This window comes from Scandinavium hiltneri (assembly GCF_024764835.1).
GTDB classification, from domain to species: domain Bacteria; phylum Pseudomonadota; class Gammaproteobacteria; order Enterobacterales; family Enterobacteriaceae; genus Scandinavium; species Scandinavium hiltneri.
Map to the genome: position 1 here is coordinate 231,000 of NZ_JALIGE010000070.1, position 18,453 is coordinate 249,452.

Annotated in this window: 19 protein-coding genes; 4 read left to right on the top strand and 15 right to left on the bottom strand. The window is 53.2% G+C overall.

The window, feature by feature from the left end:
• Nucleotides 1–106 precede the first annotated feature (106 nt).
• The 4 genes from MUU47_RS06910 to MUU47_RS06925 form a co-directional block, all read right to left on the bottom strand.
• Nucleotides 107–697, bottom strand: a complete 591-nt coding sequence (locus tag MUU47_RS06910) for a GrpB family protein (protein WP_235033762.1) — start codon at nucleotides 695–697, stop codon at nucleotides 107–109.
• Nucleotides 698–850: 153 nt separating this feature from the next.
• Complete coding sequence (locus MUU47_RS06915; protein ID WP_159777030.1) at nucleotides 851–1,483, bottom strand: Vat family streptogramin A O-acetyltransferase; 633 nt, start codon at nucleotides 1,481–1,483, stop codon at nucleotides 851–853.
• A gap of 330 nt (nucleotides 1,484–1,813) precedes the next feature.
• Nucleotides 1,814–2,305 (bottom strand): GNAT family N-acetyltransferase, encoded by a 492-nt coding sequence (locus MUU47_RS06920; RefSeq protein ID WP_258987443.1) that lies wholly within the window; start codon nucleotides 2,303–2,305, stop codon nucleotides 1,814–1,816.
• Entirely contained in the window at nucleotides 2,293–2,559 is a 267-nt protein-coding gene (locus tag MUU47_RS06925; protein WP_159758667.1) for a type II toxin-antitoxin system TacA family antitoxin, read from the bottom strand. Before MUU47_RS06925 ends, MUU47_RS06920 begins: the two co-directional genes overlap by 13 nt.
• Nucleotides 2,560–2,770: 211 nt before the next feature.
• Here MUU47_RS06925 and MUU47_RS06930 point away from each other — a divergent pair, with 211 nt between their 5' ends.
• Nucleotides 2,771–3,418: a YtjB family periplasmic protein gene (locus MUU47_RS06930; protein WP_258987444.1), complete on the top strand. Its 648-nt coding sequence runs from the start codon at nucleotides 2,771–2,773 to the stop codon at nucleotides 3,416–3,418.
• A gap of 40 nt (nucleotides 3,419–3,458) precedes the next feature.
• The gene (gene lplA, locus MUU47_RS06935; RefSeq protein WP_258987445.1) at nucleotides 3,459–4,475 is read left to right on the top strand and encodes a lipoate--protein ligase; all 1,017 of its coding nucleotides are present in this window, start codon (nucleotides 3,459–3,461) and stop codon (nucleotides 4,473–4,475) included.
• Nucleotides 4,476–4,551: 76 nt separating this feature from the next.
• Here lplA and deoD read toward each other — a convergent pair whose 3' ends face one another.
• The 4 genes from deoD to deoC all read right to left on the bottom strand — a co-directional run bounded on the left by deoD (nucleotide 4,552) and on the right by deoC (nucleotide 8,850).
• Nucleotides 4,552–5,274 (bottom strand): purine-nucleoside phosphorylase, encoded by a 723-nt coding sequence (gene deoD / locus MUU47_RS06940; RefSeq protein ID WP_095280675.1) that lies wholly within the window; start codon nucleotides 5,272–5,274, stop codon nucleotides 4,552–4,554.
• A 91-nt stretch (nucleotides 5,275–5,365) separates the two neighbouring features.
• Nucleotides 5,366–6,589, bottom strand: coding sequence for a phosphopentomutase (gene deoB / locus MUU47_RS06945; RefSeq protein WP_258987446.1), 1,224 nt, complete (start codon nucleotides 6,587–6,589; stop codon nucleotides 5,366–5,368).
• 51 nt (nucleotides 6,590–6,640) lie between these two features.
• Nucleotides 6,641–7,963 carry a thymidine phosphorylase gene (gene deoA / locus MUU47_RS06950; protein WP_258987447.1) on the bottom strand — a complete coding sequence of 441 codons (1,323 nt, stop codon included), beginning with the start codon at nucleotides 7,961–7,963 and terminating at the stop codon, nucleotides 6,641–6,643.
• Between the two features lie 107 nt (nucleotides 7,964–8,070).
• The gene (gene deoC / locus MUU47_RS06955) at nucleotides 8,071–8,850 is read right to left on the bottom strand and encodes a deoxyribose-phosphate aldolase (protein ID WP_258987449.1); all 780 of its coding nucleotides are present in this window, start codon (nucleotides 8,848–8,850) and stop codon (nucleotides 8,071–8,073) included.
• A 228-nt stretch (nucleotides 8,851–9,078) separates the two neighbouring features.
• On the opposite strand from deoC, the gene MUU47_RS06960 reads away from it, so the two are divergent.
• Nucleotides 9,079–10,617 (top strand): YjjI family glycine radical enzyme, encoded by a 1,539-nt coding sequence (locus tag MUU47_RS06960; RefSeq protein ID WP_258987450.1) that lies wholly within the window; start codon nucleotides 9,079–9,081, stop codon nucleotides 10,615–10,617.
• Complete coding sequence (locus tag MUU47_RS06965) at nucleotides 10,589–11,452, top strand: YjjW family glycine radical enzyme activase (protein ID WP_258987452.1); 864 nt, start codon at nucleotides 10,589–10,591, stop codon at nucleotides 11,450–11,452. Before MUU47_RS06960 ends, MUU47_RS06965 begins: the two co-directional genes overlap by 29 nt.
• On the opposite strand, the gene MUU47_RS06970 is transcribed toward MUU47_RS06965, so the two are convergent.
• The 7 genes from MUU47_RS06970 to yjjG form a co-directional block, all read right to left on the bottom strand.
• Nucleotides 11,453–12,730 (bottom strand): NupC/NupG family nucleoside CNT transporter, encoded by a 1,278-nt coding sequence (locus tag MUU47_RS06970; protein ID WP_258987453.1) that lies wholly within the window; start codon nucleotides 12,728–12,730, stop codon nucleotides 11,453–11,455.
• A gap of 155 nt (nucleotides 12,731–12,885) precedes the next feature.
• Nucleotides 12,886–13,680, bottom strand: coding sequence for a TatD family hydrolase (locus MUU47_RS06975; protein ID WP_258987454.1), 795 nt, complete (start codon nucleotides 13,678–13,680; stop codon nucleotides 12,886–12,888).
• Complete coding sequence (locus MUU47_RS06980) at nucleotides 13,677–14,750, bottom strand: patatin-like phospholipase family protein (protein ID WP_258987455.1); 1,074 nt, start codon at nucleotides 14,748–14,750, stop codon at nucleotides 13,677–13,679. Before MUU47_RS06980 ends, MUU47_RS06975 begins: the two co-directional genes overlap by 4 nt.
• Before the next feature lie 114 nt (nucleotides 14,751–14,864).
• Nucleotides 14,865–15,026 carry a DUF1328 domain-containing protein gene (locus MUU47_RS06985; RefSeq protein WP_007373037.1) on the bottom strand — a complete coding sequence of 54 codons (162 nt, stop codon included), beginning with the start codon at nucleotides 15,024–15,026 and terminating at the stop codon, nucleotides 14,865–14,867.
• A gap of 112 nt (nucleotides 15,027–15,138) precedes the next feature.
• Entirely contained in the window at nucleotides 15,139–15,750 is a 612-nt protein-coding gene (osmY, locus tag MUU47_RS06990) for a molecular chaperone OsmY (protein WP_258987456.1), read from the bottom strand.
• A gap of 335 nt (nucleotides 15,751–16,085) precedes the next feature.
• Nucleotides 16,086–17,675, bottom strand: coding sequence for a peptide chain release factor 3 (gene prfC / locus MUU47_RS06995; protein ID WP_159771384.1), 1,590 nt, complete (start codon nucleotides 17,673–17,675; stop codon nucleotides 16,086–16,088).
• A gap of 90 nt (nucleotides 17,676–17,765) precedes the next feature.
• Nucleotides 17,766–18,446 carry a pyrimidine 5'-nucleotidase gene (gene yjjG, locus MUU47_RS07000; RefSeq protein WP_258987457.1) on the bottom strand — a complete coding sequence of 227 codons (681 nt, stop codon included), beginning with the start codon at nucleotides 18,444–18,446 and terminating at the stop codon, nucleotides 17,766–17,768.
• Between the last annotated feature and the right edge of the window lie 7 nt (nucleotides 18,447–18,453).

Below are 18,453 nucleotides of genomic sequence, written 5' to 3' on the forward strand. Positions count from 1 at the left end.
CCAGCCTGTTTTAGCGGTGCGTACAATTAGGGGGTTATGGTAAATCTCATTTGTTATGGTCAATGCCTGCTAAGAGCGAGAAGCGGAATAACGATCAAGAAAGATATTAGATATAGCCTAAACCTTTGAATATTTTGTGGTAGATTTCATGCACCACTTTACTTTTATTTTCGTGATATTGTTGAATATCTAAGCTACAACCTTTAATTGCATCTAATTTAACGTCAGCATATAGCTGGCAGTCCTTCTTTGACTGTCGCAACCAATCTCGAAAAAGCAAATGCCGGGCTGTTTCAGGGGTGTCCCGAGTAAAAACATGCAGATTAACTCTTGGATTATCATAATGGAAAAGACGATGGCCATGGAAGCGGGGTTCACGAACAATAAGTCTATACCCAAGACCTTCAAGCGCTAATACATATGTTTTTTCATCAGCAGCATCAGCAACCGTCAGGTCAATATCAATAACAGGTTTGGCAGCAAGACCAGGTACTGCCGTAGAACCCACATGATCAATTTTTAGTAGATGTGAACCTAATTTACTCTTAATTTTAGATGCCAGTGTTGAATATATTTCCGGCCACAAAGGATCATAAGCAACGACCACTACATTCTCAACCGGCGGTACACCATTAACAAAATAGCTATCCTGAGGATCAATGACATAATGCTCCATTATTTCTTTCGGGCTAACCATAAACTGACACCTATAGACTATAAAAATTATGAACAATAGCGTACATGAGATGGGTTTGGATGTCTCTCAAACGTCCGCTCCTGGCAAAAATGGCCAGTGAGACCATTCAGGAGCTGCTTTGAACGAGATGTCGGCTGGCCGTGCCAATTCAGATTACTCGATTGTAAGAAGCGTATTAATGTCATTAGACATTATTGCCGTGAGGTGTTTAGTTATCTTTTCTACAGACCAATCCCACCACGCTAATTTTTCCAGTTCGATTACTATTTCATCTGGAAATCGTGATTTAATCACTTTTGCAGGGTTTCCACCGACAATGGTATAAGCAGGCACGTCGGTGGTAACAACAGCTTGGGAGGAAATAATCGCGCCGTTGCCGATCTTCACGCCAGGCATGATCAGCGCTTTGTAACCTATCCAGACATCATTTCCGATTATCGTATCGCCTTTGTACGGCAAATCTTCGGGCTTTGGCATCGCCTTTTCCCATCCATTTCCGAAAATATAAAATGGAAACGTAGAGAAGCCTGATAACTTGTGGTTCGCACCGTTCATAATGAACTGGACACCTTTTGCTATAGCGCAAAATTTACCGATAACCAGTCTGTCACCGATGAAAGGGAAGTGATACAGAACATTCCGCTCAAAATTCTCAGAGTCTTCTGGGTCGTCGTAATAGGTGAAATCGCCAATGATAATGTTTGGATTCGTCACTGTATTTTTGATGAAACAAACCTGAGGAAACCCTTCCATTGGATGCTTGTTCAGTGGATCCGGACCTTGCATACGCTCTCCGACGTAATTGTTTTATTGGCTTCAGATTAACATACATAAAGGGGCAAGCTAATCAGGCTATTACAAAGGTGCTTTTCAGAACCCCAGTAACGTCCGCTCCTGGCACAGAGCGGACCTTCATCATCCGGCGTTCTGTCCGCGTTCAGCAAATCTAGTCTTTCTGCACCAGGCCCGGCATCCGCGCAAACTCTCTCACATTATTGGTCACCAGAATGACTACAGCCGCTATGGCTTGTTCCTCATGATTAACAAAACGTTTTGTTAAAAATATCCGCTTCTGGCTGTGAGTTGCATACAGTGAAAATCAGGGCTGACGGGCGGTTAAATGGCAGTAGGTAACCGGAGAAAAAGTGTTTTCTCCTGTGTCATTGAGGGCTGGAATCCATGATGCAGGTAAAACAGTTTTGCCGCATCAGACAAGGCATGCACCATAATGGCCCGGACGCCAATATTCTCCGCCACCCGGCAAATACGCAGTACCGCATCGTGCAGTAAATCCGCACCAAGACCCTGGCCCTGGCAACTCGAATCAACGGCTAGCCGGGCCAGAATTATGATGGGAAGGGGGTCAGGCATATTTCTTCTGAGCCCACCGGGTGCAATAGCATGAGTGACACTGCCGGTGGCCAGAGAGTAAAAACCAATCACCTGTGAAGAATCCTCCCGGCATACCACAAACGTTCTGGCGGCGCCGGTCGACTGGTTTTTTAACCCCCTGAGTCTGATCCATTCATCCAGAGCAGCTTCCCCGGAGTGAAACTCTGAAAGAATGTGAGTCGACTTTAGCGGTGCGGGAGCAGTTACTTTTCCCACTGCGGTTTTCTCGCCAGGAGCGTATCCAGTGCCGGATTCGCTGTTACGGGTGCATCCAGCATATCGATAAATTCGGCGTACTGTTCATCATCGAGATTAAACATCCGGCGATCAAGGATAACGTTTTCAGCAGCCTGGCAGGCTATGTCCAGTATAAAGTCGGTACGTGATTTATGAAGAATACCGGCAGCGGTATCGATCAACGCGCGCTGGGCTTCTTTAGCCCGGATGTTAAGCTGAACATCAGATTTCATGATGAGCCCCTGTATAGCAAATGATATACACAGCTTACACCTGCCGTATAGAGAATGCTATACACATTGGGAGCGAAATTTTTGTGCCCGGACAGCGTTGAAACAATAAACCTATGCCTTAGCCAGAAGTCAGGACATTTGTGTCTTGCAACAAAAAGGCCTTTTCTGCTTTGCGTTGACACATTAAGCTGCAAATTTTCAAAGGTGGAATATGGTTCGCGCAAAACTGAAATTTCGGCTGCATCGCGCCGTGATCGTTCTTATCTGTCTCGCCCTGCTGGTTGCCCTGATGCAAGGGGCGTCGTGGTTCAGTCAAAGCCACCAGCGGCAGCGTAATCCGCAGATGGAAGAACTGGCTCGCACACTCGCCCATCAGGTCACGCTGAACCTGGCGCCGCTAATGCGTTCAGAAACGCCGGATGAGAAAAAAATCAATCAGTTGCTGACGCAACTGACCACGAGCAGCCGCCTGCTAGATGCCAGCGTCTATGACGAACAAGGCGATTTGGTCACTCACGCCGGGGAAAGCGTGAACGTTCGCGACAGGCTGGCGCTCGACGGGAAAAAAGCCGGGGGATACTTCAACCAACAGATCGTCGAACCCATTCAAGGGAAGAATGAACCGCTCGGCTACCTACGGCTAACGCTCGACACCCATACGCTGGCGACGGAAGCCAAGCAGGTGGATAACACCACCAACATTTTACGTCTGATGCTGCTGCTTTCGCTGGCGATCGGCGTGGTATTGACCCGTACGTTGCTGCAAGGCAAACGCACCCGCTGGCAGCAATCCCCGTTCCTGCTGACGGCCAGCAAGTCCGTACCGGAAGAAGATGAAGACGAAAAGAACGATAGATAATTGATATATTGAGTGAAGTGAATAAGAAAGGAAATCTGCTATGTCGACGCTACGTTTGCTCATCTCTGATTCATACGATCCCTGGTTTAATCTGGCGGTCGAAGAGTGTATTTTCCGCCAGATGCCGGCCACCCAACGTGTATTGTTCCTGTGGCGCAACGCGGATACCGTGGTCATTGGCCGGGCGCAAAACCCGTGGAAGGAGTGCAATACGCGGCGGATGGAGGAGGACAACGTACGCCTTGCGCGTCGCAGTAGCGGCGGTGGCGCGGTGTTTCACGACCTCGGTAATACCTGCTTTACCTTTATGGCAGGCAAGCCGGAATACGATAAAATCATCTCGACCAACATCGTCCTTAACGCTCTGAATTCATTGGACGTGGAAGCTGAAGCCTCCGGGCGTAACGATCTCGTCGTCAAAACCCTGGATGGCGATCGCAAAGTCTCTGGCTCTGCCTATCGCGAAACGATGGATCGCGGTTTTCATCACGGCACTCTGCTGCTGAATGCCGACCTCAGCCGTCTGGCAAATTACCTGAACCCGGATAAGAAAAAGTTGCAGGCGAAAGGCATCACTTCCGTACGCGGTCGGGTGGCGAACCTGACCGAACTGCTGCCAGGCATCACTCATCAGCAGATTTGCGATGCGATGACGGAGGCATTCTTCGATCACTACGGCGAGCGAGTTGAAGCCGAGGTCATTTCTCCGGACAAAACGCCGGACTTGCCTAACTTCGCGGAAACCTTTGCCCGTCAAAGCAGTTGGGAATGGAATTTCGGTCAGGCGCCAGCGTTCTCGCATCTGCTGGATGAACGCTTTACCTGGGGCGGTGTCGAGCTGCATTTTGACGTAGAGAAAGGTCACATCACTCGCGCACAGGTTTTTACCGACAGCCTGAACCCTGCCCCGCTCGAAGCCCTGGCGGCGCGTTTGCAAGGCAGCCTGTATCGCGCAGAGAGTCTGCAACAGGAATGTGATGCGCTGTTAGTGGATTTCCCGGAACGGGAAAAAGAGTTGCGGGAATTATCGGCGTGGATTGCAAAAGCGGTGAGATAATGAAGAAAATGTCCGCTGGCGGACCGACAAAATCGTAGGCCGGGTAAGGCGTCGCCGCCACCCGGCACAACGAGAATTACTCTTTATCGCCCAGCAGTACGGATTCCAGCGCGATTTTGATCATGTCGTTGAACGTGGTCTGACGCTCAGCGGCAGTGGTTTGCTCGTGAGTACGGATATGGTCAGACACGGTGCAGATGGTCAGCGCTTTCGCACCAAACTCAGCCGCAACGCCGTAGATACCAGCCGCTTCCATTTCCACGCCCAGGATGCCGTATTTCTCCATCACGTCAAACATTTCGCCGCCGTCCGGGGAATAGAACAGGTCAGCAGAGAAGATGTTACCGACGCGCGCATCAACACCCAGCGCTTTCGCTGCATCGACGGCATTACGTACCATGCCGAAATCAGCAATCGCCGCGAAGTCGTGATCTTTGAAACGCATGCGGTTTACTTTGGAATCGGTGCAGGCACCCATGCCGATAACCACGTCACGCAGTTTAACGTCCATGCGCACCGCGCCACAGGAACCCACTCGGATGATTTTCTTCACGCCGAAATCGGTGATCAGCTCTTTGGTGTAGATGGAGCAGGACGGGATACCCATCCCGTGACCCATTACGGAAATTTTACGGCCTTTGTACGTCCCGGTGAAACCCAACATGCCGCGCACGTTGTTCACTTCGCGGACATCTTCGAGGAAGGTTTCAGCAATGTGCTTCGCACGCAGCGGATCGCCCGGCATCAGTACGACGTCTGCGAAATCACCCATTTCTGCGTTAATGTGTGGAGTGGCCATCATTATTTCCTTTTTATGTTTAATTCACCGGGCTGCGACCCGGTTAACCTAACCGTAGGCGCGGCAAGCCTCTCGCCGCCGGGCAATCCCATCACAGCATATTTTTGCCGTAGTCCATTGCCGAGGTACCGAAGTACGCCGCCAGCGTCTGGCCGATATCCGCGAAGGTTTCGCGATGGCCCAGAGAACCTGCTTTCACTTTCGGGCCGTACACCAGTACCGGAATGTGTTCACGGGTGTGGTCCGTACCGGTCCAGGTCGGGTCACAGCCGTGGTCAGCGGTGAGGATGATGATGTCATCTTCACCCACCAGCTCCAGCAGCTCAGGCAGACGGCGGTCGAACAATTCCAGACCCGCAGCATAACCCGCTACATCGCGACGGTGGCCCCATGAGGAGTCGAAATCGACGAAGTTAGTGAAGACGATAGTGTTGTCTCCTGCGTCTTTCATCTCTTTGATGGTGGCATCAAACAGCGCGTCCAGACCGGTGGCTTTCACTTTTTTGGTGATGCCGCAGTTGGCGTAGATATCCGCGATTTTACCGACGGAGACCACGTGGCCGTCTTTCTCATCAACCAGTTTCTGCAGCACGGTAGGTGCTGGCGGTTCAACGGCCAGATCGTGACGGTTGCCCGTACGCTCAAAATTACCGGCTTTATCGCCAACGAATGGGCGCGCGATCACACGGCCAATGTTGTATCCGCCTTCGGTCAGTTCAACACGCGCGATTTCGCACAGCTCATACAGCTTATCGAGACCGTAAGTTTCTTCGTGGCAGGCAATCTGGAACACGGAGTCAGCGGAGGTATAGAAAATCGGTTTGCCGGTTTTCATATGCTCTTCGCCCAGTTCGTCCAGAATCACGGTCCCGGATGAGTGGCAGTTACCGAGGTAACCCGGCAGGTTCGCACGTTCTACCAGTTTGTCGAGCAGCGCCTGCGGGAAGCTGTTGTGGTGTTCCGGGAAATATCCCCAGTCAAACAGCACAGGCACACCGGCGATTTCCCAGTGACCTGACGGCGTGTCTTTCCCGGAAGAAAGCTCATGCGCCCAGGCGTATGCGCCAGTCACTTCAGCGTTGCCGTCCATGCCCGCGGCAACGTTGCCCGTCGAGCCTTCGTGGGCTTTCACCAGACCCAGACGGGTCAGGTTTGGTAGGTTCAGCGGGCCTTTACGGCCTTTGTCTGCTTCACCGTTTGCACAGGCCTCTGCGATATGGCCCATTGTGTCGGCCCCGACGTCGCCGAAACGCTCTGCGTCTTCAGTGGCGCCGATACCAAAAGAGTCCAGCACCATAATAAATGCACGTTTCATATCTTCTCCGTACGTTTTGCGCTGCAAAAAAGCGATCAGATCAGTATACCGCTATTGTGTGATTCGACGATAGACCGTTGGGGTTTCTTTCGGTGCGCTATCGTCCAGTTTAATTGCCGCTTTCACGGCTTTTGCCGCTTCCTGCCAGCTTGCTTCATCTTTAGCGTGGATAACGGCCAGTGGACGCTGTCCGTCAACGCTGTCGCCCAGACGCGTCATATCGGTAAAGCCAACGCTGTAATCGAGTGCGTCAGAGGCCTGACGACGACCGCCGCCCATTGAAACGACCGCCATTCCGAGCGCGCGAGTGTCCATCGCCGACACGAAGCCTTCGGTATCAGCGTAAACCGCTTTGCTGAGCATCGCCGTCGGCAGGTATTTCGCGTAGTTTTCGACGAAATCGGTCGGGCCTTTCTGCGCGGCCACCATGCGGCCAAAGATTTCCGCCGCTTTACCGTTATCCAGTACCACCTGCAGTTTAGCGCGGGCTTCGGCTTCGTCTTGTGCCAGACGACCGGAGATCAGCATTTCCACGCACAGCGCCATGGTCACCTCGAACAGGCGAGGATTGCGGTACTCGCCGGTGAGGAACTGTACGGCTTCACGCACTTCAACCGCATTCCCCGCGCTGGATGCCAGCACCTGGTTCATGTCGGTCAGCAGCGCGGTGGTGCGTACGCCAGCCCCGTTGGATACGCCAACAATGGCTTCAGCCAGCGACTCGGAAAGCGCGTAAGTCGGCATAAATGCGCCGCTACCGACTTTGACATCCATCACCAGCGCATCCAGCCCTTCGGCCAGTTTTTTTGCCAGAATGGAAGCGGTGATCAGCGGAATGGAGTCAACCGTAGCGGTAATGTCGCGGGTCGCATAAAAACGTTTGTCCGCAGGCGCGAGGGAGCTGGTTTGCCCAATAATCGCCACGCCGGTGTCTTTAATAATGTCGCGGAAACGGCTGTCATCCGGGAAGATATCAAACCCTGGGATCGCTTCCAGTTTGTCGAGCGTGCCACCTGTGTGCCCCAGGCCACGCCCGGAAATCATCGGCACATAGCCGCCACAGGCCGCTACCATCGGGCCAAGCATTAACGACGTCACATCGCCCACGCCGCCGGTGGAATGTTTATCCACAATCGGTCCGTTTAAATTCAGGCTTTTCCAGTCAAGTACGGTTCCGGAATCCCGCATCGCCATGGTCAGCGAGACGCGCTCCTCAATGGCCATATCGTGGAAGAAAATGGTCATCGCCAGGGCGGCAATCTGCCCTTCCGACACGGTGTTATCACGGATGCCATTGATGAAGAAACGGATCTCTTCGTCACTCAGCGTGTGACCATCGCGTTTTTTACGAATAATTTCTTGTGCGAGAAACACGGTAACCCCCATGAGGAATCGGGTGAATTGTGGCGGGTGGCGCGAGGCTTACCCGCCCTACGATCCAGTAGGCCGGATAAGCAAAGCGTCATCCGGCAATGTTTGGCTTAGTAAGCGCTACCGCTCTTACCATCACCATGGCCCAGCGCTTTCAGCAGGCTCGCGAGCAGGCTGGATGCGCCGAAGCGATAGTGACGAGAATCCGCCCAGTCAGCACCGAACAGGTCATCAGCAATCGCCAGGAAGGCCTGCGCGTCTTCTGCAGTACGTACGCCGCCCGCTGGTTTGAAGCCCACGGTCTTTTCCACACCCATATCACGAATAACTTCCATCATGATGCGCGCACTTTCTGGAGTCGCATTAACAGGCACTTTACCGGTAGACGTTTTGATGAAATCGGCACCCGCTTTGATGGCGATTTCAGACGCTTTACGGATAAGCTGCCCTTCTTTCAGTTCGCCGGTTTCGATGATCACTTTCAGCAGAATGTTCGCTGCCACACAGGCATCTTTACAGGCTTTCACCAGGTCAAAACCCACCTGCTCGTTACCGGCGATCAGGGCACGGTATGGGAACACCACATCAACTTCGTCTGCGCCGTAAGCGATGGCTGCGCGGGTTTCCGCCAGCGCGATGTCGATATCGTCGTTACCATGCGGGAAGTTGGTGACGGTCGCGATACGCACGTCAGGCGTGCCCTGCGCGTTCAGGGTTTTACGTGCAATAGGGATAAAGCGCGGGTAAATGCAGATTGCCGCAGTATTGCCCACCGGGGTTTTCGCCTGATGGCACAGGGCTATCACTTTCGCGTCGGTGTCATCATCGTTGAGGGTGGTCAGGTCCATCAGTTTTAACGCGCGCAGGCTGCTTGCTGTTAAATCGGTCATATTATCTCCGGTGTGTAATTTTACCTTGCGGGTCTGTGACTATTTTAACACCGACCCAGCGTTTCACTTCGATCCCCATCACAGTTAATGAAACGCAGATACAAATTTGCATTACCGTAATGAGATATTTATCACTCTTTAAAGCAGCAGCGAGGGAATATGGATCAAAAGCCTCGCCGACGCTTTTCTCTATAATGCCCTCATCGCCATCGCGTCTGAGGAACGTCTATGTCTGACTCTTTTGAGCAACGCTGCCAGAATATTGTGACCAGCAATACGTTGAGCCCCGAGCAAAAACGTCACTTCCTGGCGCTCGAAGCAGAAAACGCTTTACCTTACCCGGAACTGTCAACAGAAGCCCGGACGGCGCTGGATGACGGCGTAATCTGCGACATGTTTGAAGGTCACGCGCCGTACAAACCACGCTACGTTCTGCCTGACTACGCCCGCTTCCTCGCCAACGGCTCACAGTGGCTAGAGCTCGAAGGCGCGAAGGATTTAGACGACGCGCTGTCGTTACTCACGATTCTCTTTCATCACGTGCCTTCGGTAACATCGATGCCGGTTTACCTTGGGCATCTGGATACGATCCTTTCACCGTATGTTAAAATTCTAACACAAGATGAAATTGATATTCGCATAAAACGTTTCTGGCGTTACCTCGACAGAACCCTACCGGATGCGTTTACCCATGTGAACATCGGCCCGGAAGATACGCCCGTCACACGAGCCATTTTACGTGCCGATGCTGAACTGAAGCAGGTCGCACCGAACCTGACGTTTATCTACGATCCTGAAATCACTCCGGATGCTTTGCTGCTGGAAGTGAGCAAAAACATTTGTGAGTGCAGCAAACCGCACATCTCTAACGGCCCGGTGAATGATAAAATTTTCACAAAAGGCCGTTACGGCGTGGTCAGCTGTTACAACTCGCTGCCGCTGGCGGGCGGCGGCAGCACGCTGGTGCGTCTCAACCTGAAGGAAATTGCGCTGCGAAGTGAGTCAGAAGCAGACTTCCTCAACCGCGTTTTGCCGTACTACTGCCAACAGCAAATCGACATCATTGATAGCCGCTGCGCCTTCCTCTACGAACAATCACACTTCTTTGAGAATAGCTTCCTGGTCGCAGAAGGGTTGATTGACCCGCAGCGCTTTACTCCGATGTTCGGGATTTATGCCCTTGCCGAGGCCGTGAACGTGCTGTGTGAAAAAGCAGGCAGCCCGGCGCGCTACGGTCAGGATGACACGGCCAATCAGCTGGCCTGGCGCATCAGCGCACAGTTAGCAGAATTCGTCGAAACAACGCCGGTGAAATACGGCTGGCAGAATCGCGCGTTGCTCCATGCACAATCGGGAATCAGCTCCGACAGCGGCACCACGCCGGGCGCGCGCATTCCTTACGGCAGCGAACCGGACCCGGTAAGCCACCTGTTGACTGTTGCTCCACATCACGCGTTTTATCACGCCGGGATCAGCGACATTTTAACCCTCGATGAAACCATCAAACGTAACCCGCAGGCGGTGATGCAGCTGTGTCTCGGGGCATTTAACGCCGGGATGCGTGAGTTTTCCGCCAACGTCAGCGGTAATGACCTGGTGCGCGTCACCGGGTATATGGTACGACTCTCCGACCTGGAGAAATTCCGCGAGGAAGTTTCGCGTACCAACACCACCTGGCTCGGTGAGGAAGCCGCCCGTAATACCCGCATTCTGGAACGACAGCCGAGAGTCATCAGCCATGAACAGCAGATGCGCTTTAGTCAGTAACATTATCCCATTCTCCTGCGTCGACGGCCCCGGCAGCCGTCTGACGCTGTTTCTACAGGGCTGTAATCTGCACTGTAAAAACTGCCACAACCCGTGGACCATCGGGCGCTGCAACGACTGCGGAGACTGCGTCGCACCCTGCCCTCACCAGGCGCTATCGATTCAGGAGGGTCACGTTGTGTGGCTGGAAGCGAACTGCCAACAGTGCGATACCTGCCTGAAAAGTTGCCCGCAGCAGGCCACGCCGATGACACAAACGCTGTCGGTAGATGACGTGCTAAAACACATCGCCCGTGCCGCGCCGTTTATCGAAGGGATAACCGTCAGCGGCGGCGAAGCGACCACCCAACTGCCCTTTATCATTGAACTGTTTACGCAGCTCAAAAATATCCCCACGCTGAAACACCTTACCTGCCTGGTCGACAGTAACGGCGAGCTGGGTATAAGCGGCTGGGAAAAGTTACAGCCCGTTTGTGACGGCGTGATGGTGGACTTAAAAGCGTGGGCTGAAACGACGCATCATGCGCTGACCGAACGCAGTAATACACGGATTAAAAAGAGCATTCGCTGGCTGGCAGAACACCGTTTGTTGGCGGAACTGCGTCTACTGGTGATCCCGGACAAAACGGATTATCTGCCGTGCATTGAGCCGCTGAGTGAATTTATTCGTTCGTTAGGAGAAGTACCGGTGCGGCTGAATGCCTTTCATGCACACGGGGTGTACGGCGAGGCGAAAACCTGGCGTAGCGCCTGCTCCGGGGACGTTGAGCCACTGGCACAGGCGCTACAGGACCGGGGAATAACCCGCATTATTCTCCCGGCGCTTTACTTATAGTTACAGCGACAAGAATACCCCGGCGATGGTCGCGCTCATCAGGTTCGAGAGCGTACCGGCCGCGACGGCTTTCAGGCCGAGCTGGGCGATATCCTGACGACGACTTGGGGCCATACTGCCGAGGCCACCAATCAGGATCGCAATTGACGACAGGTTGGCAAAGCCGCACAGCGCAAAGGAGATGATGGCTTTGGTGTGGTCAGAAATCACCTGCAAGCCTGCAGCGGCAACGACCGCGTCGTCCTTCAGATATTCGCCGAAGTTCATGTAAGCCACGAATTCGTTGATAATGAGCTTCTGGCCAATGAACGATCCGGCCACGTTAGCTTCACTCCACGGCACGCCAATCACCCACGCCAGCGGGGAAAATATCCAGCCGAGGATCATCTGCATCGACAGCTGCGGATAATCAAACCAACCGCCAATCCCGGAAAGAATGCCGTTCAGCAGCGCAATCAGCGCCACGAATGCCAGCAGCATTGCGCCGACGTTTAACGCCAGCTGCATACCAGATGCAGCACCAGATGCGGCGGCGTCGAGCACGTTAGACGGCCTGTCGATATCCGGCATTTGCGCTTCAAGATCCGGCGAATCGTTTGGCGTTTCAGTTTCTGGCAACATGATTTTGGCGAATAGCAGGCCACCCGGTGCCGCCATGAACGACGCGGCGATCAGGTATTCCAGCGGCACGCCCATCTGTGCGTAGCCCGCGAGAACAGAACCGGCTACCGATGCCAGACCGCCGCACATTACCGCAAACAGCTCAGAGCGGGTCATGGTTGCAATGTACGGACGCACCACCAGCGGCGCTTCAGTTTGCCCGACAAAAATGTTCGCGGTGGCAGACAGCGATTCGGTACGGGAGGTTTTCAACAGCGCACGCAAGCCACCGCCCAGAATACGGATAACGAACTGCATGATGCCGAGGTAATACAGCACCGCAATCAGCGACGAGAAGAAGACGATAACCGGCAGCACGCGCAGGGCGAAAACAAAGCCACCGCCGCCGAAGACTTCGAACATTTTATCGGACACCAGGCCACCGAACAGGAAGCCAATGCCCTCGTTACCGTAAGCGATAACGTTTGCCACGCCTTCAGACATCGCCAACAGCACTTTACGTCCGGCAGGAACATAAAGGATCAGCGCCCCTATGGCTATCTGAATCATCCACGCGCCGAGTACGGTACGCAGGTTGATAGCACGACGGTTACTGGAGAGCAGCACGGCGATGGCGAGCAGCACCACCATGCCAATCAATCCCATGAGGATTTGCATACAGAGTCCCTGTGTATTGAAAGTGAAAGGTTTAAAAATGAGAAAAATATCAGCAATCTCGCCGATTATAACGATCCGTAACTATTCTGTGAGTCCGTGTCACACATTTCTGGCAATAATCTGAATGCAAAGCTAAATAATGAGATCTACGTCACTCAATGCGACGTAAATAATAAGGCAGGGAATAATTTCTCCGTGTTATCAGCCAGGGTATTGGCAATAACATCAGGGGATTCGGAACGCAGCTCGCACAGTGACTCGAACACCCGTACGGCCTGTTCAGGACGATTAGCCTGCCCTTGAAAGCCATTCAGTGGCATATCCGGCGCATCAGTTTCCAGAACCAAATCAGAAAGAGGAATACGCGCGATCGCGTCCCGGGTTTTGCTCGCCCGCGGATAGGTGATGGTGCCGCCGACGCCAATCTTATAACCAAGCTGAATGAATCGCTGCGCCTGTTGCAGGCTTCCGGCAAAACCGTGAACCACACCGGTACACGGCAAAGTGTGCCGTTTGAGATGCATCGCCAGTTTGTCATGGGTGCGGCGCGAGTGGAGGATCACCGGCAGATCGTAGCGTTTGGCAAGCTTCAACTGCTCATCAAGCAGCGCCTGCTGTTTGTCGAATTGCGGATCGTGGCGATACAAATCAAGCCCAATCTCCCCCACCGCCACCAGTTTTGGCGGCTTTCGGGCCAGCAGCGTCGCAAGCTGCGCCAGGCTCTCGTCATTATGCTTTTCAATGACTATCGGATGCAGGCCCAGTGCGGCATACAGCGGCGAGTGCTCCGCCGCCAACGACAGCACCAACTCAAAGCGTGAGGCTTCCGTCGCCGGAATAACAATGTTGGTAACACCCACCTGCGCCGCAAGCGTCAGGCTGTGCGCGATGTCATCCACGAATGGTGGGAAATCGAAATGGCAATGGGTATCGATAAAGCGGAAACTCACGCCAGCCCCTCGTTATCAAAATTGGCGTCGTTGGCCTGCGGCACATCGACCAGCGTTGCGCTGTGAAGATCGTTGGCCGCTGCTGCAGGCGGCACCACCACCGGCGCGGGTGTGGTCACACGTGGACGGAAACGGAGTATTGGCGGCTTCTCGGCCAGCATTTTTCCCATCGTCGCCAGGAAATAGCGTCCACACTGGCGACCGACGTTATAGTCTTCCATCAGCGCAGGCAGCCCACTGCCGAGTGCCATACTTTTCAGTGGCTTAGGCGGGAAAATCTCCAGGATCCGGACTTTTCCCGGTGGCGTTTCAATGTACTGCTGAATAGCGTGGTAGGTCTTCTCATGATGCTGGACCAGATTCACAAACGGCTGCAGGCTGCTTTCGCCCAGCCAGCGCTCCATTCGTTTGAACCACTGCGGCGTGTAATACATCTGCGACGGGACCGTGCGGATAACCACAATGGTTTTTCCACCGCGCTTCACCGCTTCCTGCACCGGAATCGCATCACTCACGCCACCGTCCAGCCAGTTAATGCCGTCGAGCGTCACGCCTGGACGATAAAAACCAGGAATCGCACTGGAGGCGCGAATCTGATCCATCCACGTTTCGCGGGTAGGCGAAAAGTAGCCAGGCGAGTAGTCATCGGCTCGGAAAGCGCACATCAGGAACGATTTTCCACCGTCAAACTGACGCGCAGCAACGTCCATCGCCAGCGGCATTTTGCTCGCCGTTGCTTCGACCAGCCAGTCAAGATCGATAAGATTACCGCCGCGTACGAAACGCATCGGATCGAAAAATTCGCGGGAGGTGGTGTAACGGGTGATGACTTTGCGGGCGTAGCCCGGCTGGTTACACACATAGGCGGAAAGATTTTGCGCGCCGGCAGAAGTGCCTAAGAACAGATCAAACGGGTTGAATCGCGCACGCATGAACTCGTCCAGTACCCCGGCTGTAAAAATGCCGCGCTGCCCCCCGCCCTCACATACCAGCGCTAGCTGTCCTGGACGAAAGGGTTTCACCGAAAGTGGCGCAATATTGCCAAGCGTTACCGGAATTCGCTGTCCCACACTGCTTTCCCGTTTTTGATTGTTTTGTCACATCACCATAACGCAGATAAGGATCCTCTTAAACTGATAAAGCCAGTCCAATGGACTGGCTTTGTGTTACGAAAATTTAACACGCTATGGACGCCGGCGTCCCATGAACAGACTGACCAGGAACAGAATGATACCGACGATAAAGACAATTTTTGCTGCGCCCGCTGCCGTACCGGCTAAACCACCAAAACCCAGAGCGGCGGCGATTAACGCGATAACCAGAAATATAATGCCCCAACGAAACATACGATTCTCCTTTACCATAGTGAATGTCGACCGCTTTGATGAACGCTCAGGCACTCAAAACGACAGACTCGTTTCCCCGACTATTTGCCGGGGAAGAATGTCTTAAACAGATTTATTTAACTTTAAGGTCGTTCTTCACACTTTTCACGCCATCAACCGCTTTGGTGATGCTCTCGGCACGTTCACTTTGTGCCTGGGAGTCAACCGTACCGGAAAGCTGCACCACGCCATCAGTGGTTTCTACTTTCACTTTTCGGGACGGAACGATGTCGTCAGCCAGGAGTTTGGCTTTGATTTCACTGGTGGTTGCAGTATCGCCCGCATAACCCTGCATACCTTCTTTATTGCTGTCACGCACATGGAGCTTGTCGCTAACGGAGGAAACACCCTCTACGCCTTTTGCGACGCTAACCGCTTGCTCCGCCTGAGCCTGGCTTTCAACGAAGCCGCTCAGCGTGACCACTTTATCGTCGGTTTTCACCGAAATATCGGTGCTTTTAATCGAATCATGATCGACCAGCGCCGCTTTCACTTTCGCCGTGATGCTGCTGTCGTCCATAAAGTTGCCGACTTTATTCATTGAGCTGTCGACTTTTTGCCCGGCGCTGTCAGCCGCGGATTGCGTTTTATCCATCGTCGTTTCTGCCAGTGCAGAACCGCTCATCATCGCAGTACCCAGCATAATCGCCAGCAGCGTTTTGGACATCTTTTGGCTTGTCATCATCTCGATTCCTGTAGTTTGCTCAGAATTTGAGCTCAGGCGATCTTCATGATCGCATTGCTGTAGGGGTGAACATCACCACAATCTCACAATTATTAATATTGCGATTCTCAAGGTTAGCGGGCTAATACGCTACTTAACACGCATTGATTAGCGAATTAAGCCAGCAAACTTGTCATCACTTTGTTAAATATAGCCAACAATTTCTAACTCGCCCGAGCAAACGGCCAAAAAGTGGCGTTTTAGGGGGTGAACGGGCTCATTTAAGAACTTTCTGCAAGGGAATCAAGAAGGAGGGAAAATGACAGAGCACGGCGCAGGCCGTGCTCTGGGGGCGATTAGTGCTCGCGGGTTTTGCGGAACAGAACCTCTGGGTAACGTTCCTGGGTCAGATTGAGGTTAACCATGGTTGGTGCGATGTACGTAAGGTTGTCACCGCCGTCGAGTGCCAGTTGGATTTCGTTCTTACGCTTGAACTCTTCGAACTTCTTCACGTCCGTGCTTTCAACCCAACGGGCGGTAGCCACGTTCACCGATTCGTAAATCGCTTCAACGTTGTACTCGCTCTTCAGACGCGCTACCACCACGTCGAACTGCAGCACACCAACCGCGCCGACGATCAGATCGTTGTTGGCTATCGGACGGAAGACCTGAACCGCGCCCTCTTCGGAAAGCTGAACCAGACCTTTGAGCAGCTGTTTCTGCTTCAGTGGATCTTTGAGACGAATACGACGGAACAGCTCAGGGGCGAAGTTCGGAATGCCGGTGAACTTCATCATTTCACCTTGGGTGAAGGTGTCACCAATCTGAATGGTGCCATGGTTGTGCAGACCGATAATGTCGCCCGGGTACGCTTCTTCCACGTGCGAACGGTCGCCCGCCATGAAGGTCAGCGCGTCGGAAATCACCACGTCTTTACCGGTGCGCACCTGGCGCAGCTTCATGCCTTTCTCATAGCGTCCGGAAACCACACGCATGAACGCCACGCGGTCACGGTGTTTCGGGTCCATGTTGGCCTGAATTTTAAAGACGAAGCCGGAGAACTTCTCTTCTTTCGCTTCTACTTCACGGGTGTCGGATTTACGTGGCATCGGCGCAGGCGCCCACTCCACCAGACCGTCGAGCATGTGGTCTACGCCGAAGTTACCGAGTGCGGTCCCGAAGAATACCGGGGTGATTTCACCGGCCAGGAACAGCTCCTGGTCGAATTCATTCGATGCACCCTGCACCAGCTCCAGCTCGTCACGCAGTTGCGCGGCCAGATCTTCACCGACAGCGGTATCGAGTTCCGGGTTGTTCAACCCTTTAACGATACGCACATCCTGAATGGTGTGGCCTTTACCGGTCTGGTACAGATAGGTTTCATCTTTATAGAGATGATAAACGCCTTTGAACAGCTTGCCGCAGCCGATAGGCCAGGTAATTGGCGCGCAGCCAATTTTCAGCTCGCTTTCCACTTCATCCAGCACTTCCATCGGGTCACGAATGTCGCGGTCGAGTTTGTTCATGAAGGTCAGGATCGGCGTATCGCGCAGACGGGTGACTTCCATCAGCTTACGGGTCCGGTCCTCGACGCCTTTCGCGGCATCGATAACCATCAGACAGCAGTCCACCGCGGTCAGGGTACGATACGTATCTTCGGAGAAGTCTTCGTGACCCGGGGTGTCCAGCAGGTTAACCAGGCAGTTATGATACGGGAACTGCATTACAGAGGTGGTAATGGAGATACCACGCTGCTTTTCCATCTCCATCCAGTCAGATTTCGCATGCTGGCTGGAGCCACGGCCTTTTACCGTACCGGCGGTCTGAATGGCCTGTCCGAACAACAGCACCTTTTCGGTGATGGTCGTTTTACCGGCATCCGGGTGGGAGATGATGGCAAAAGTGCGGCGCTTCGCCACCTCTTGCAAATAAGGAGACAACGTCATAGTCAGTTCTTCTTCAGTAAACGCGGCAGCAAACCGCGCATGTTAAATACGAAATTGCGGCTATTTTACCCGTTAGCCGGGGGCTGACAATCAATGTTTACACAGGAGTTGCTCCAGCTCGGCAAGTGATGTCACCGTCCATGTCGGTTTAATGTGCGACGGCAATTCCTGCTGATGCGCATTCAACCAACAGGTAGAAAGACCGGCATTCATGCCCCCCAGAATGTCCGATGCTGCGGTATCACCTACCATCAGCACCCGTGAACGATCCGGGTTGCCCGCGCGTTCAAGCGCATGGTCGAAAATGCGCGCGTCAGGTTTTGCCACGCCCACTTCCTCAGAAATAATCAGTAAATCAAAATGATCGCGAAGACCGGTACGCTCGAGGCGAATTTGCTGCAACGCGGTAAAGCCGTTGGTGATGATGCCCATTTTCACCTTGCCTTGCAGGGCATTCAGCAGTGAAACGGCTCCCGGCAGCGGGGCGCAGATCTCGGCCATCGCATTCATAAAAGCGTCGTTTAAATCACCCGCGTTGACGTTCAGGCGTGAAGCCCAGCTTTCAAAACGCTGATGCTGCAACTGCAGTGAAGTGATGGCTCCATTCTGGTAATCCACCCACAACGGCTTGTTCACAGCCTGATAGTCCTGGAAATCTTCTGCGGTGAAGGTCACGCTATAATCAAGAAACATCCGCTGTAAGCCGCTGAACGAATCGAAAGTAAACAGTGTTTCGTCGGCATCAAAGAAAATCCAGTCCCACATCTTCATCGTAAAC

Coding starts and splice junctions, on each gene's coding strand:
- MUU47_RS06910 (WP_235033762.1), bottom strand. CDS start 697: ATGGTTAGCCCGAAAGAAATAATGGAGCATTATGTCATTGATCCTCAG.
- MUU47_RS06915 (WP_159777030.1), bottom strand. CDS start 1,483: ATGCAAGGTCCGGATCCACTGAACAAGCATCCAATGGAAGGGTTTCCT.
- MUU47_RS06925 (WP_159758667.1), bottom strand. CDS start 2,559: ATGAAATCTGATGTTCAGCTTAACATCCGGGCTAAAGAAGCCCAGCGC.
- MUU47_RS06930 (WP_258987444.1), top strand. CDS start 2,771: ATGGTTCGCGCAAAACTGAAATTTCGGCTGCATCGCGCCGTGATCGTT.
- lplA (WP_258987445.1), top strand. CDS start 3,459: ATGTCGACGCTACGTTTGCTCATCTCTGATTCATACGATCCCTGGTTT.
- deoD (WP_095280675.1), bottom strand. CDS start 5,274: ATGGCCACTCCACACATTAACGCAGAAATGGGTGATTTCGCAGACGTC.
- deoB (WP_258987446.1), bottom strand. CDS start 6,589: ATGAAACGTGCATTTATTATGGTGCTGGACTCTTTTGGTATCGGCGCC.
- deoC (WP_258987449.1), bottom strand. CDS start 8,850: ATGACCGATTTAACAGCAAGCAGCCTGCGCGCGTTAAAACTGATGGAC.
- MUU47_RS06960 (WP_258987450.1), top strand. CDS start 9,079: ATGTCTGACTCTTTTGAGCAACGCTGCCAGAATATTGTGACCAGCAAT.
- MUU47_RS06965 (WP_258987452.1), top strand. CDS start 10,589: ATGAACAGCAGATGCGCTTTAGTCAGTAACATTATCCCATTCTCCTGC.
- MUU47_RS06970 (WP_258987453.1), bottom strand. CDS start 12,730: ATGCAAATCCTCATGGGATTGATTGGCATGGTGGTGCTGCTCGCCATC.
- MUU47_RS06985 (WP_007373037.1), bottom strand. CDS start 15,026: ATGTTTCGTTGGGGCATTATATTTCTGGTTATCGCGTTAATCGCCGCC.
- osmY (WP_258987456.1), bottom strand. CDS start 15,750: ATGATGACAAGCCAAAAGATGTCCAAAACGCTGCTGGCGATTATGCTG.
- prfC (WP_159771384.1), bottom strand. CDS start 17,675: ATGACGTTGTCTCCTTATTTGCAAGAGGTGGCGAAGCGCCGCACTTTT.
- yjjG (WP_258987457.1), bottom strand. CDS start 18,446: ATGAAGATGTGGGACTGGATTTTCTTTGATGCCGACGAAACACTGTTT.